At 60.7% G+C, this 14,320-nt stretch carries 10 protein-coding genes and 1 pseudogene; 6 read left to right on the forward strand and 5 right to left on the reverse strand.

The genetic code is table 11. The features are described 5' to 3' along the window. Position 1 precedes the first annotated feature (1 nt). Positions 2-634 (forward strand): TetR/AcrR family transcriptional regulator, encoded by a 633-nt coding sequence (locus QFZ69_RS22980; protein ID WP_307000720.1) that lies wholly within the window; start codon positions 2-4, stop codon positions 632-634. Between the two features lie 323 nt (positions 635-957). Here QFZ69_RS22980 and acs read toward each other — a convergent pair whose 3' ends face one another. Then, positions 958-2,958: an acetate--CoA ligase gene (acs, locus tag QFZ69_RS22985; protein ID WP_307000722.1), complete on the reverse strand. Its 2,001-nt coding sequence runs from the start codon at positions 2,956-2,958 to the stop codon at positions 958-960. A gap of 1,300 nt (positions 2,959-4,258) precedes the next feature. Here acs and QFZ69_RS22990 point away from each other — a divergent pair. Both QFZ69_RS22990 and QFZ69_RS22995 read left to right on the forward strand, forming a co-directional pair. Further along, on the forward strand, positions 4,259-4,642 hold the full coding sequence (locus QFZ69_RS22990; RefSeq protein ID WP_307000724.1) for a DUF485 domain-containing protein: 384 nt from the start codon (positions 4,259-4,261) through the stop codon (positions 4,640-4,642). Then, positions 4,639-6,207 carry a cation acetate symporter gene (locus QFZ69_RS22995; RefSeq protein WP_307000726.1) on the forward strand — a complete coding sequence of 523 codons (1,569 nt, stop codon included), beginning with the start codon at positions 4,639-4,641 and terminating at the stop codon, positions 6,205-6,207. Before QFZ69_RS22990 ends, QFZ69_RS22995 begins: the two co-directional genes overlap by 4 nt. A gap of 876 nt (positions 6,208-7,083) precedes the next feature. Here QFZ69_RS22995 and QFZ69_RS23000 read toward each other — a convergent pair. Both QFZ69_RS23000 and QFZ69_RS23005 read right to left on the reverse strand, forming a co-directional pair. Continuing rightward, entirely contained in the window at positions 7,084-8,679 is a 1,596-nt protein-coding gene (locus QFZ69_RS23000; protein ID WP_307000728.1) for a GMC family oxidoreductase, read from the reverse strand. Between the two features lie 357 nt (positions 8,680-9,036). After that, a complete protein-coding gene (locus QFZ69_RS23005) occupies positions 9,037-9,624 on the reverse strand; it encodes a flavin reductase family protein (RefSeq protein ID WP_307000730.1) in 588 nt (195 codons plus the stop codon). 679 nt (positions 9,625-10,303) lie between these two features. On the opposite strand from QFZ69_RS23005, the gene QFZ69_RS23010 reads away from it, so the two are divergent. Together QFZ69_RS23010 and QFZ69_RS23015 are read left to right on the forward strand one after the other, a co-directional pair. Then, positions 10,304-11,512 (forward strand): LLM class flavin-dependent oxidoreductase, encoded by a 1,209-nt coding sequence (locus tag QFZ69_RS23010; protein ID WP_307000732.1) that lies wholly within the window; start codon positions 10,304-10,306, stop codon positions 11,510-11,512. Between the two features lie 170 nt (positions 11,513-11,682). Continuing rightward, complete coding sequence (locus QFZ69_RS23015; RefSeq protein ID WP_307000734.1) at positions 11,683-11,994, forward strand: hypothetical protein; 312 nt, start codon at positions 11,683-11,685, stop codon at positions 11,992-11,994. 216 nt (positions 11,995-12,210) lie between these two features. Here QFZ69_RS23015 and QFZ69_RS23020 read toward each other — a convergent pair. After that, positions 12,211-13,052: pseudogene (locus QFZ69_RS23020) on the reverse strand (IS5 family transposase); the annotation flags it as partial. Between the two features lie 145 nt (positions 13,053-13,197). Here QFZ69_RS23020 and QFZ69_RS23025 point away from each other — a divergent pair. Beyond that, a complete protein-coding gene (locus QFZ69_RS23025; RefSeq protein WP_307000737.1) occupies positions 13,198-13,848 on the forward strand; it encodes a TetR/AcrR family transcriptional regulator in 651 nt (216 codons plus the stop codon). Here QFZ69_RS23025 and QFZ69_RS23030 read toward each other — a convergent pair. Next, positions 13,838-14,320, reverse strand: a complete 483-nt coding sequence (locus QFZ69_RS23030) for a DUF4913 domain-containing protein (RefSeq protein WP_307000739.1) — start codon at positions 14,318-14,320, stop codon at positions 13,838-13,840. The genes QFZ69_RS23025 and QFZ69_RS23030 overlap by 11 nt on opposite strands.

Genomic DNA, 14,320 nt, shown 5'->3' on the forward strand with positions numbered 1-14,320 from the left:
AGTGGTTGACGTCATGCCAAAAAGTCAAGACGTCGGGAGCCGGTCCACGCGGCCCACCGAGCGGGCCTTCATCGCCGTTGCGACGGAGTTGTTCGCCGAGAAGGGTTATTACGGTACGTCACTGACTGATCTGGCGCAGGCGCTGGGGCTGACGACCGCGAGCCTCTACTACCACATCAACAACGGAAAGCCAGAGCTTCTGTTCCGCGTTCTTGAGACAGGTATGGCCAACTTTCTGACACGCTTGGAAGAGATTGATGCGGCGGAGATGGATCCGAGGACAAAGCTTCGCCGAGCCGTGGAAAACCACTTGGATTTTGTGCTTAATAACCAGAAGGCAGTCGCCGTCTTTCTCCGTGAACGCCGCTTTCTGGAGCCGGAGTATCGGGACCTGCATCAGTCCAGGATTGACCGATATGACCACCTGTTTACCGAAATTGTCCGGCGGGCGATGGAGGAGAAGGAGATCCCGGCCGGCGATCCAACGCTTGTTCGGCTTTCGATTCTGGGCATGATCAACTGGGTGGTGGAGTGGTATTCGCCAGACGGTCGCTTGGATCAGGCCGATATTCTCGAAGCGATGACCCGGTTAATCATGGACCAAATGCTCTGCCGCCCAACCACAGTCATTTAGGGCGATCTAAGGAAAGACTGTGCAAGGGTCAATTGGAAAGGCACCCTGCACAGTTGGGGCGGTCGCACCGGCGACACGGCCGCGCTGGTCCCAGACCGGGGCATGACGGTACCGGCCTGTCAACTTAGCGCATCCCGTGGCACCGCGATTTCGGGTCATCTCCGAGCTCCGGTGCAAGCACCATAGAGGCAACCAAGGCATGGGGCGTCGTCTCGACCATTCGTTCGCGTCGGGTTTGCCGCCTGGCCGCGGTTCAGGGTCCTCGGCAGCGCCATCTCCTTCCAGGAATCTTGGGGAGGCATCGTCGTCGGGCCTGCGGGGGGCTATTTCTTCAGCGACTGTGCGATTTGGGCCATGACGGTGTTGTCGGCCAGGGTGGTCGCGTCGCCGACCTCGCGGCCTTCGGCGACGTCCTTGAGCAGGCGGCGCATGATCTTGCCGGAGCGGGTCTTGGGCAGTTCGGGCACCACGAGGATGGTCTTGGGCTTGGCGATCGGACCGATTTCCTTGCCCACGTGGTTGCGGAGCTCCTGGACGATTTCGTCGCCGGAGTCCACCGCATCCCCGCGAAGGATCACGAAGGCGACAACGGCCTGGCCGGTGGTCTCATCCGCTGCTCCGACGACGGCGGCTTCCGCCACGGCGGGGTGGCTGACCAGTGCGGACTCGATCTCGGCGGTGGAGAGCCGGTGGCCGGAAATGTTCATCACGTCATCCACCCGGCCCAGCAGCCAGATGTCCCCGTCCTCGTCCTTCTTCGCGCCGTCGCCGGCGAAGTACATGGTCTCGAAGCGGGACCAGTAGGTGTCCTTGAACCGCTCGGGGTCGCCCCAGATGCCGCGCAGCATGGCCGGCCACGGTTCGCGGATCACCAGGAAGCCGCCGTGGCCGTTGGGCACGGACTCGCCGAGCTCATCCACGACGTCCACGGCGATGCCGGGGAGCGGAACCTGGGCCGAGCCGGGCTTGGTGGCCGTGACGCCGGGCAGCGGGGCGATCATCTGCGCCCCGGTTTCGGTCTGCCACCAGGTGTCCACGACCGGCGCCGGGGTGTCTTTCCGTTCGCCGTTCTTGCCCGCGTTGGCGCCGATGACCTCGCGGTACCACATCCAGGCCTCCGGGTTGATGGGTTCGCCGACCGAACCGAGGACGCGGATCGAGGAGAGATCATACCGGGCCGGGATCTCCTTGCCCCACTTCATAAAGGTGCGGATGGCGGTCGGGGCGGTGTACAGGATGGAGACCTTGTACTTCTCCACGATTTCCCACCAGCGGCCCTGGTGCGGGGAGTCCGGGGTGCCCTCGTACATGACCTGGGTGGCGCCGTTGATGAGCGGGGCGTAGGCGACGTAGGAGTGCCCGGTGACCCAGCCGACGTCGGCGGTGCACCAGTAGACATCCGTCTCCGGGTGCAGGTCGAAGACCGCCTTGTGCGTGTAGGCGGTCTGGGTGAGGTAGCCGCCGGTGGTGTGCAGGATGCCCTTGGGCTTGCCCGTGGTGCCGGACGTGTAGAGGATGAAGAGCGGGTGCTCGGAGTCGTGCCCCACAGCGGTGTGCTCCGGGGAGGCCATTCCCACGGTGTCCGCCCACCAGTGGTCGCGGCCCTCGTGCCAGTCCACGTCCTGGCCGTTGCGCTTGACGACGACGACGTTCTGGACGGTATGGCCGTTGTGTGCCAGGGCCTCATCGACGGCCGGCTTCAGGGCGCTGGGCTTGCCCCGGCGGTAGGTGCCGTCCGCGGTGACCACGAGCTTGGCCTCGGCGTCGTCGATTCGGGAGCGCAGGGCGTCGGCGGAGAAACCGCCGAACACCACCGAGTGGATGGCGCCGATCCGGGCGCACGCCAGCAGCGTGATCACGGCCTCGGGAATCATGGGCAGGTACACGGCGACACGGTCACCTTTGGCCACGCCCAGGGATTCGAACCCGTTCGCGGCCTTCTTCACCTCTTCTGTGAGCTGCGCGTAGGTGTACGTCCGGGTATCACCGGGCTCGCCCTCGAAATAGATGGCGACCCTGTCTCCGTTGCCGGCTTCGACGTGGCGGTCCAGGGCGTTGTAGGCGGCGTTGACCTCTCCGCCGACGAACCATTTGGCGAAGGGAGGCGTGGACCAGTCCAGCGTCTGGGTGAAGTCTTTGTTCCAGCTCAGGAGGTCGCGGGCCTGCTTCGCCCAGAATGCGGGACGGTCCGCGTTTGCGTCCGCGTAGTCGGCTTCGGTGACCACCGCATTCGCCGCGAACTCAGCCGAGGGCGCGAAACGGCGGTTCTCCTGGGACAGGTTTTCGAAGGCGTCTCTGCTATCCAAGACCGGTGGAACACTCATTTTTAGTCTCCCTCAATTGTTTGGTGGCGCGCGTATCGGCCAAGGTGATCCTCAACGTCGGGTGGGCTCATTGTTGATTCCTGTGTGCCCCGGTTACGTCGCTGGCCCGTCCTGCAAACTGCAACCCTGGGGTCACCGATGTGGAGCCCCCGCGGTCTTCAGTGAGTGAGGACGTGCTCCGTTCCCGCACGGCCACCGCCAGCATCCCTTGATGCCCGTCTCCCTAACGGTTAGCGCACCGAGACGGGCATCCTGCAGGAGCACTTAGCCTTGACTGGTCCCGCTTGAACCTAGCTGCCTGTCTACGAGGGAATCGTGGCGAAGGCATATCGCCCGGCTAGCCGGCAAGTAACCGGACGTTCACCACTCTGCGTTTCCCACGTTGTCTTGGCGGGTTCAGGGACTTGCTAAGCGATCAATAAGCACCGTAATGGCCGTTGGGGAGGCTGTCAAGGACCGGGTCGCATCTAACCAGGCGGCGTGGCAACAATGTAAGCAAAGAGACGGACTTCTGAGCGGGCGGACATCACAGTAGGGGCAAGACATACGACCAGCAAAATTTTGAGGGACCGGGCCGCAAGCCCTATTCGCAGGCAACACCGGAGCTCGACGACGCCTTGCGGCGGTACTAGAGCACACCGATTCGTGGACCCGGCCCAAAAAGCGGAAGTCGCCGGCCGCCATCCGTAGGTCCACAACGAACTCACTAGCCACGTTCGCGATCACAGCGCCGGGATTCTTCTCCTCACTGCCAAGGTCGCTTTCCGCCAGTTGGCAGTATGCAAATACCGGAACGTCCCGCAAGCCAACGGCATGGGCGCAACCGTATCGAACTCACCGCGCGCTCAGGCCCCAGGGTCCATTTGCTCAGACGCAATCATGCAACCCGCGTGAGGTATATTTTCTACTAATCGTCCAGTAAGCTATCTTAATTCAAACTTCGCAAGGAGGTGGCATGAATCAGGCACCAATGATGCCTGAGGCGCCGTATGACCAGCTGGGACAAGCTGCACGAGAGATGCTGGGCAGGAGACGCACGCACCGGGAAGCCTTCTCGCCGCCAAAGGAACGCCTTTGGATGGAGGTGGTGACTGTCGATCCGTCAACCCGCCACCCTGGAGTCCACCGGTGTTGACGGCGACAACATCGTTTTATTCAAAAAGTCATGTCGAAGTAATTTCATCAAAGAATTGCCACTGACCCCGCCAGTAAAAGATCCGGAAAATCCGGCTTAGGTGCTCCGAGAGAGCTGCGGCGGTCCGGCATTTAAACCTCTCAAAACCGAATCATCGGAGGCACCATGCACCAGAATAATACGACATTTAGCGGGAATGAGGGGGTGACCGTGCCGCATCGTCTCCAAACGGACATTGACCACGCTCCTCGCTGGCAGGACGTGCTTCAAGCTCCAGCATTCCAGGAACTGATGAAGAAGAAAAAGGCCTTCATCCTTCCATCGGTGGTCTTCTTCTCGGTCTTCTATCTGGCATGGCCGATTCTGGGCGGTTTCACGACATTGTTGGATGCACCGACCATCGGCGAGATGCCCTTGGCCTATGTCTACGGCTTTTCACAGTTTCCATTGATGCTGATACTGCTTTCCTTGTATCGGCGGCAGGCATCCAAATGGGATGACCTCGCCCAGCAAGCACTTGCAGAAGCCACCGAAAGGAGAGTTGGATGAGCGCGGATACACCTACCATCGTCATTTTCGCAGTGTTGATAGCCTTGACGCTCGGGATCACTATTTGGGCCTCAAGGAAAACCAACGATGCAAGCAGTCACTATGTGGCGGGCGGCCAGATCAAGGGCTGGCAGAACGGCCTGGCGATCTCCGGGGACTTTTTGTCTGCGGCTACCTTTCTTGGGTATACGGGGCTTATAGCACTCGTTGGCTTTTCGGGATTTTATCTCATGGTGGGCGGCGCAGTGGCCCTTCTATTCCTCCTCTTCCTCATAGCGGAGCCGCTGCGGAACCTTGGCAGATACACGGTCGGCGACGCGCTCACAAGCCGCTTCAATACGACGGCAGTGCGCTCGGTGGCCGCTTTTACCACCATCGTGATCAGCGTTCCCTATCTCATTACCCAGCTTGTTGGTGCGGGCGCGATCCTTGAGCTTCTGCTTGGGGCGAATTACGTTTTTTCGGTTATCGCCATCGGAATTCTTATTGCTATTTACATCACTGTGGGTGGCATGATGGCCACCACTTGGATCCAGCTCGTCAAGGCATTACTGCTCCTAACGGCCTTCTTCGTGCTGGCATTCTTGGTGTTGGTGAGATTTGAATTCAACCCTGTGGCTGTCTTCAACGAGACTTCCGCTCGACTTGGGGCCGAAGCACTTACACCGCCGCACGGCCTTATGGCGGGTCTCGGCGCGTTGTCACTGGGCATGGCGCTCTTTTTTGGAGTGCCGGGCCTGCCGCATGTTCTCATCCGCTTCTTCACCGTTCGTGATGCTAAGGCCGCTCGAAGTTCTGCGGCCTACCTGGTGTGGACCACGGTCATTGCCATAGTCACCATTCCGATCATTGGCTATGGGGCGGCATTGATTGTCGGCCGGGACCCTATCGCCAATGAGGGCCAAGGAGGAAACATGGCTGCCCCCATGCTGGCCGGAGCGCTAGGTGGAACGATGCTGCTGGCGTATGTTTCAGCAATTGCGTTCGCAACGATCATTGCAATCATGGCTGGACTGGTGATCGCAGCCTCGGGTGGCATAGCGCACGATATCTACAACAACATCATCCGCAAAGGCAAGGCGACCGAGCGGGAGCAGTTTAGGGCAGGCCGCATCACCTCGATTCTCGTCTGCACCCTGGCCATCCTTCTCTCGCTCGGGCTGCGGAACGTGAATATCGCCATTCTGGTGGCGGTGCCCCTTGTTATCGCGGCGAGTGCAAACTTCCCCGTCATCCTGTTGACGCTGTACTGGAAGAAATTCAACACCTCAGGCGCCGTCACCGGGATGCTCACGGGACTCGTCGCCTCGGTGGGACTAATCATGCTGGGACCAACCGGAATGGGAGCGAATGCACCATTCCCTCTCACCAACCCGGCGCTGGTGTCAGTACCGCTTGGCTTCCTGGGGTGCTACGTGGGTACCCTGCTGAACTTCTCGTTCTCCCGGCAGGGACAAGCTCCAACCGGGGAGATTAGCTACGACGAAATCCGTGTCCGGATCAACACAGGTTTGCATGTTCCGGCAGAGGAACTGCCAGCCGGCCGGACTGGGCGGCAGGCTTAACGGCTGCCGCGTGGGAAGAGTTCCGGGTGAACGGAAGCGGTATTTGTCACGTTCACCCGGGCTCCTGGCCGGAGCCCTGCTTCTGGTAGCCCGCCCCTTGGTGAAGCGTCCTCGACCCCGGATAGAGCCATGGTTGCTGAGTCCCTCATTGCTATATCCTGCCCCGGGAACCAGCAGCTTGTCGGTCGGTTTAGCGCAGCGACTGAGACTTGGAGGAGCCCAGCGCGACCATGGTCGCCGCTGAGGAGAGGGCCCCGTGGGTGAATGAGCAAAAGCAGGCTCGGAAACGGTCACTTACTGAGGTTCGGGGCCAAACGACTTTCGGTTAGTGGGGGTGCCCGTTGGCTGCCGGGTCTCCGCCGGCGACGATCAATCACGCGCAGGCCGTTCTTACTTGTTCTATGCCTTCCATGCCGCTTTGATGGCCGGCCGGGGTGGACCCGGTGCCGGAGAGTCCGGAGCGTCTGGCTCGGCTCGCGCACCGCAGCCCGCTGGAGGAGACGCCGGCAATGCGTCGTGCGCCGTTGAGGCAGAAGGCGGCCGTCCTGGCGCCGCGTTCCATTCCGGATGATCTTGTGGACGAGCTTATGGGTGCATTACCAACGAGCGTCTGGGTTTTTCCAAGGGGCCTGGAACCGGTTCCCCCGGAGTCCTTGCGGCAATTGGCAGCGTACTTCCATGAGTACGACACCCCGGGACCGGACGAGCTGATCTGGCGCGCACTCCACTGACGTAAGGTCTCGACGGCTTCCCGCCAGCTCACCGTCCAGACGAAGCTCCCTGTGGTCGATTCCGGGTCGATCTGAGGAACCTGGAAATGTTCGTGGTAGCGCCGGGAACGCCACCAACGGCCGGATCTCCAAAAACACCATCCATCTAGTTGGCTTTGAGGATGAGGTCCGAGGCAATCCAGCCAACGGCCATAGTGGGCGCCGCCGTGTTGCCTGAAAGCTGGAACGGAATCACGGACGCATCCACGACGCGCAGACCCTCGACTCCTCGAACCCGGAGCTCGGCATCGACTACGTCATCGTCGTTGGGACCCATCGCGTTCGCGCCTACCGCGTGATAGATAGTCGCCCCTGTATTCGTAGCGTACGCAAGCGCCTGTTCCGGTGTGGAGACCGCTGCGCCCGGATATTCTTCCTCGGCGATCAAATCGGCCAGGGGGCCTTGGGCGAAGACTTCTCTTCCGTGATCGAGGATCGTCGAGGTTACCTTCCGGTCTATTTCGGTCTCGAAATAGTGTGGGCTGATCATAGGCAGATTCTGCGGGAGCCCACCGGTGATATGGATGGCACTCTGAGTTTCAGGTCGCAACTGGTAGCCCATCAGCAAGATGCCACCATGCTTAGCAAGCTTCATCGGCGCAGAAGAGGTATCCAACGCCAACGGCACCCATGCCGCCGCGATATCCGGACGATCCACATCCGGTGTCGACTTGAACTGCGAGGTCACGTCATACCCGGCGGTCGATAACGGACCCTTGTGTGTCAGAAGGTATTTGACCCCTTGGATGCCTTGCTTCGGGAGCGAATTAAGCTCGGTCGTCGGACCGATCGGCTGCTTGAACTTCACCTGCATAGCAACCCCGTGTTGTTCAATCACCCGTTCCCCCACGTTCGGGCTCTCCGCGACCACCCCGACACCGGCAGACCGCAGCACCTCCGGGTTCCCGATGCCGGAACGCTCCAACAGCAGAGTGGATTCGATAGTGCCCGCCGAGACGATCACTTCCCGCCGAGCCACGAAATCCTGAACGGCCCCACGATGGCTGGCGCGCACCCCAACCACTCGCTTGCCCTCGAACAGGAGGTAACCGGCCCGTGAATCCGCCTGGACGATGAGATTTCTGCGGCCGCGGAGAGGATGCAGAAACGCACTCGCGGTGGTGACGCGTCGTCCGTTCTTTACTGTCGAGGGGGTGAACCCGATTCTCTCGTCCTCGTCGGCGTTCAGGTCATCGGTGCGACGCCAACCTACCGCTTGCCCGGCCTGCATCAATGCATCCGTGACCTGCTCGCTGCGTTCGCCGATCGAGATTCCGACTGGGCCGCCTTCGCCCCGCAGCTCGGATGCACCGAGCTGGTGATCCTCGAGTGTGCGGTATGCGGCAAGGACGTTCGTCCAACCCCATTGTTGGGCTCCGACATGTGCTTCTAACGCGTCAAAATCGGTCTTCGAGCCGCGGCTGTACATCATGCCGTTCACCGTCGTAGATCCCCCTAGCACTTTCCCCCGTGTCCAGGTTTCCGGCGACGCGGTCCCGGGGATCGGCTGGGTCTTGTAGTGGTACGTGTACCGGTCACCATTCAGGGTGAAGAAGAAGCCTTTGGGGATGTAGTGCAGCGGGTTCCAGTCCCCCGGACCGTACTCCAACAAGAGAACGTTGTTCTTCGGATTCTCTGACAACCGGTTGGCGAGAACCGCTCCGGCCGCGCCAGCACCCACAACGATGTAATCGAAGTCCATAACTCGAATGCCCTTTCTAGGATTGGGTGATGCGTGAGCGGAACAGTAAAGGGGTTAGCTCAAGCACCTTTTCGCCGACTCTAGAATGTCCTGGAAAGAAATCGCCGACGGTGTTGTGCCACCTATGCAATAACGACCCTGACTCACGTGCTCCATCATGTGCCCGGCAATGACGGCCCCGCTATGGCGGCCACAGCAAACGACCCGCCGGAATCCACGTCCTGGGCCAAGAACGGCACGATTGGGATTCTGGCGGTTCCCACAGCCGGGCGATGGCCGGGCGGTGCAGGGTACGCGTCGCTGACATGGCTTCAAGCGCCGGCACGCATCAGATGCCGCCGACACAGGCCGCGAACTTCACTCGATCTTCGAGTGGGGCCCGAGAGCGTGCCACGCGCGGTTGTGATACACGAGGGCTTCCTCCTCGGTGTTGTCCGCTGGGCTTGAAACTGAAACTGAAGCTTCCTGGGCCTGGACCACAACGATCGTGGATGCGCCCGCCTCCAGGGTGTTCACGATGGAACCGCGAATCCATGTGTGTGCGGATCGGAACAGCGGCTCACCCGTTGCGAGCCGGGTCCAAAGTGAGGTGTCTTCAAAACGGTCAATGCCACTCGTCGCGCACAACTTTGCAAGGTGCAGCTGATCAGCACCAAGCAGGTGCACGACAACTGTGTCGGCACGGCGGATGGTCGGAGTGCTCGACGACAGGTCCGATATGGAGAACATGAGCAATGGAGGGTCGAGATTCACCGAAGTGACCGACGTTGCCGTGAGCCCGACAGGGCCGTCCCCGGCGTCAGCCGTGATGACGGCAACGCCCCCGGGGTAGTTTCGGAAGGCCAACTTGAACTCATCAGCCGTAATGGGGTCATTTGGCTTCATCAGGATTGTGCCGCGATCACCCGGGGACGATGTTTTGGTCGCGAATTTTTGCACGGTCATTTGGGTTTCCTTTTTTCAGACGTGAAATCGTTCGTCACTCAGAGATTCCGCTGCTTCTTGAATGCAGGCTGAACTGTTAGATGTTCGCCTACCGCCGCTGTCGGTATGTGGGGAACGATCCGCTCAACTTCACGCTACGGACTACACCGTCGGCACGTCACCGGCCGCGGAGTACCCGGACAGAATCAGAACTGTGCGCAGCCAAGCAGTGATGATAAACCGGAGCGCCTCAATGTGTCCCTCTCTAGGAAAGCCAAGGCATCGCCGAGACCACCTTGATGCGCCTCAACACTAATGTTGAAAAGCTATAGCCTCTCTCGAAGCGAGTCAATAGTCTTGTTGACTTTCCAACTTCGGCTAAGCAATTACGACAGGAGCCTTCGCCGGCATGGGGTGAGGGGGCCGGCCGGCGTCTTCAAAAATTGCACCAATGGCCGAAATGAGACGTCATATTGATCTGCCCCGCAGGCGCAGACAGCGGCATGCCGCGCCCATGCTTGGGTCCACGTGAATGATCGTCGTCACATATAAGGACTCGCTCCAGCCAGTATCAACAAATCTGTTGACAAGCCATAGACATGTGTGATGCTCTCAGTCAGCGCCATTCGCTCACGGGCGGACGGACACGAAGTTCTCTGCAACGGAGCAGAGCTTCGAGTATCAGAACGAAGGAGTTTGCATGACCCGCAGAAGGCTGAAATTCGGTGCGTTCCTTCCGTCGCACCATGTGCCAGTTGTTCAGAACCCCACCTACTCGCTCCAGCGCGACGTGGAGATCGTGAAGTCGATAGAGACCATGGGCTTCGAAGAAGCGTGGTTCGGCGAACACCATTCGTGTGGCGTTGAGCCGATCGGCGATCCCATGCTGATGATTGCTCACGTAGCCGCACAAACGAGCACGATCAGACTGGGAACGGGAGTACTGTCCCTCCCCTATCACAATCCCCTATGGGTTGCCGACAGCTTCGTTTTCCTTGACCACCTCACGAAGGGCCGCGCGATGCTCGGCCTCGGCCCTGGCGCGCTAAGCACCGATGCCAATATGGTCGGACTTGACGCGTCCGAGCTACGCGACGCCCTTGAGACGGATACCGACGTGCTCATGCACCTGCTGACCAACGACGAACCTATCTCTATCGAGACGCCGCGCTATAAGCTCGTTGATGCACGGCTGCAGCTCGACAGTTACACGAGCCCGCGCCCCGAGGTCGCCACGGCCGCCATCGTGTCGCCCTCCGGCCCACGTCTCGCCGGCAAACATAACCTGGGCATGATCTCGATCGGTGCGACGAGCGCCGGGGGCTTCGACGCAGTGGCCCACCACTGGGCGACCCTTACCGAGCGCGCCCACGAGTTCGGTCATGAGCCTGACCGTAGTTCATGGCGCCTGGTCGCTCCATTCCACATCGCCGAGACCAAGGATCAAGCGATCAAGGACGTGGCCTTTGGGATCGATGCTTGGTGCGACTATCTGCAGCATACGGCCTCAACTCCGCAGATGGCTGTTCAGGGTACGACCACCAAGGAACGCATTGAATGGGTGATTGAGAGTGGCACCGGAGTGATCGGCACGTACAGGGATGCAATTGCCCAGATCGAGCGATTGTGGGATCAATCCAACGGTGGTTTCGGGACGATGCTGCTGTTCGACCACAACTGGGCCAACTGGGACGCGAAAAAGTACCACTACCACCTCTTCGCCAACTACGTGATGCCTCAGTTCCAGGGCACGCTGCCCCGGCTGCAGGCGAACGAGAAGTGGACGCGCTCTGTTCGCGAGCAGAGGACCGCAGAGAACTGGGCTGCGATCCAGGCGTTCAGTGCCAAGCACGCCGACGAGAGCGCTCTACGAGAGGCGCGGTCCAAGAAAGAGGCAACGATCCACTAGCCTCCGTTCGGTGGGTTCCCGCTGTGACGCAGGCACGGCGGGAACCGACACGCAAACGCCACTTAATGCAGCATCCATACGTAAGCTTCGGTGAAACTTTCCCTGGCCGCGGCTGAGGCGTCCATACCCAGATTCCTGCCGCGAACGTCCCTCCAAAGGAGCCGTCGACGATGTACATCGAAATCGATCCGAGCCACGGGCATTTGTTGCCGCGTCTGCTCGATGCAGAAAACTTCCGGGCGTTGAAGCTTGTCATTGCAGGAGATGCGTTCCAAGGTCCTGAAGTGGCCCTCCGCCTCGGAAAATGGGTGGGCGACGCACATGTATTCATCCAGCCTAATGACATCGTGACCCTGGCCAGGGGCATGGCTGCAACTCCGGAATGGATCAAGCAGTTCGACGCGATGATCGACTACGCGGCTGCATCAGGTTGGATGAACGAGGAGGGCGCCGTGCGACTGCACGTCGAGTACAGATCATAGAGTAGCGAAAGAAATCCTCCCCTGCGCCCGCACCCGACGATGTCGGAGCACCCCGCCGAGGCATGTCGTACGAGGAAACTGCAACTCCGACGGAGGCCCTGCCACGCCAGACTCCTCCGCCTGATCGGGGCATAGTGCGGCGGGCCGGCGCGGGTTACCGGTGGAGAACGCAGTGCTAGGGCTTGGGCGGCAGTACGAGCCGTAGTGGCGCAGACCTAGCACTGCGTGGACGGCGGCCCCGGAGCGGTCGGTGATGGCCACCTTGTCGTATCGGGTGGCGATGCTGCGCCATTGTTTGAAGATGTTGCAGGACTGCTCCACCATGGACCGGCCCTAGTGGGCATCGCGGTCGAAGTCCACGGGGCGGCCGCCGCGGGCGCCTTCGCGTTTGCGGTTGGCGATCTGGACCCTGGGCTCGGGAATGACGGTCTTGATTTTCCGGGCCCGCAACAACTCACGGTATGGCCATGGAGGACTAGCCCTTGTCACCCATCAGGCGTCGGGGCGCGCGAGACGTTGATGGCCAATGACGTGGGCCAACATCCGCGAGTCCGAGCCCTGGCCCGGTCCGATGATGAATGCCAGGGGCCTGCCGTTCCCGTCGCAGGCCTGATGGATCTTCGCGCACAGCCCGCCCCGGGAAGGGCCGAAGGAGTGGTCGTAAGGCTCGGTCCAGCGATTCTGGTAATTCAGCGGATCCCCCTGTACTGCGGGAAGGTTCGTTCCGTGCTGGTGGACGCGGTTGATCCTGGTGTCCACGACACGGTTCCGTCGATTTCCCGGGGCGTCGGCGTGGGTCAGCAGCACAGCGTGGACCCGGTCCCAGTGCCCCTCTGCCGCGAAACGACGGTGGCGCTTCCACACGGTCTGCCACCCACCGGACTGCTCCGGCAGGTCCAGCCACGCGATTCCGCACGGGTACCGGTAAGCGATGCCCTTGACGACCTGACGGGTGGTTCCGGAGCGGCGCCCGCGCCGGACATCAGAACGCGGCAGAACGGCTCAACGCGGGCCCACTGATCATTAGTAACAACCTGAACACGAGCGGCACGCTCCAAAGTTTTCCAGCCAAGAGTCCGCCTATTTGGGAGACGCACCCTACGCCCCCCCAGCAGTTCCGGGGTTTCATCTTCGTCCTTACCACGCAACATTGCCTGTACAGTGTCGAGTCATGACCGGCCGAGATGAAGAATGGAGAGACCTATGAGTAGCGGAATTGGCCGTCGAAGACGAGCCGCTCAAATGGGGACCTCAAACGTTTCTTACCACGAAAGGCGTCAGCAGATTTTCGAGGCGGCTGGCCATGTTTTCAAGAAGCAAGGCTTCCGTGGCACGAGTCTTTCGGACATTGCTGACTTTATGAATACGGACCGGGCGAACCTCTACTACTACGTTGGCAGCAAAGTTGAGCTACTCGACGGCGTCGTCTCCGATCCCGTCCGGGCGAACCTTGAGCGAGCAAGGGAGATCAGAGACTCTGATCTCGGGACCAAGGAAAAGCTCCGCACGCTGATGGTGGAACTAATGGAGTCATATGAGCGACATTATCCTTTCCTGTACGTGTATATTCAGGAGAACCTGAGCCAAATGCAGGGGCGCGACGCTACCTGGGCCCGGTCCATGCGCGACATCAACCGGGAATACGAGCGGATCGTCGTTCAGACCGTGGAAGATGGCATGAAAGAGGGCGTCTTCCGGAGTAATGCGCCGGCTTCCGTTATCGCCTATGGAATTTTCGGGCTGCTTGCGTGGACGAGTCGGTGGTTCGATCCGAAGAACGCGCCAGCCAGCGCCCAGGCAGTCGGTGTGGCCTACGCGGACCTGGTACTTGATGGCCTGGTCGTCAGAAATTAGCCCTCTTTGCGCCGCTAGCACACACCCTCAAGCTCTCACCTAATAGAAAATTCGGGCCTCGGGCGCGGTGTGCGGTAGGGCGCGCAAGGTCGGTCGTGCGTGGGCGCTTGTGTCCGTCGTAGGCGCATTTTTTGAACGGGCCTTCCTTGTCCATGAGGATGCGCATGTGTGGGTCGGCGTGGTTCAGCCACCAGGTGCTGATGCCGAGGGCGGGCTCCAGCCGTAAGTGTTCCCAGGCCCGCCAGATGGCTTCCATTCGAATCAGGGCTTCGGGGTGTTTGTACCACTCGGGGCACCAGGCGTAGGCTGCGCCTTCGTTGACTTCCCGGACGTAGGACTGGGCCAGGAGCTCGGTGAAGAACTCCACGGCGCTGGAGTACACCAGCTCCGATTCGGGCTCGGCAGGGCTGTGACCGCTCGGTGTGGGCTGGGCCTCTTCGTCGCCGAAGGCGTCCCCGAATTCTTCACTCAC

The organism is Arthrobacter sp. V1I7 (assembly GCF_030817015.1).
GTDB lineage: Bacteria > Actinomycetota > Actinomycetes > Actinomycetales > Micrococcaceae > Arthrobacter.

Bases quoted from the DNA above. Each gene is read 5' to 3' on its own strand.
- acs (WP_307000722.1), bottom strand. From the start codon at position 2,958: ATGAGTGTTCCACCGGTCTTGGATAGCAGAGACGCCTTCGAAAACCTG.
- QFZ69_RS22990 (WP_307000724.1), top strand. From the start codon at position 4,259: ATGCACCAGAATAATACGACATTTAGCGGGAATGAGGGGGTGACCGTG.
- QFZ69_RS22995 (WP_307000726.1), top strand. From the start codon at position 4,639: ATGAGCGCGGATACACCTACCATCGTCATTTTCGCAGTGTTGATAGCC.
- QFZ69_RS23000 (WP_307000728.1), bottom strand. From the start codon at position 8,679: ATGGACTTCGATTACATCGTTGTGGGTGCTGGCGCGGCCGGAGCGGTT.
- QFZ69_RS23005 (WP_307000730.1), bottom strand. From the start codon at position 9,624: ATGACCGTGCAAAAATTCGCGACCAAAACATCGTCCCCGGGTGATCGC.
- QFZ69_RS23010 (WP_307000732.1), top strand. From the start codon at position 10,304: ATGACCCGCAGAAGGCTGAAATTCGGTGCGTTCCTTCCGTCGCACCAT.
- QFZ69_RS23015 (WP_307000734.1), top strand. From the start codon at position 11,683: ATGTACATCGAAATCGATCCGAGCCACGGGCATTTGTTGCCGCGTCTG.
- QFZ69_RS23025 (WP_307000737.1), top strand. From the start codon at position 13,198: ATGAGTAGCGGAATTGGCCGTCGAAGACGAGCCGCTCAAATGGGGACC.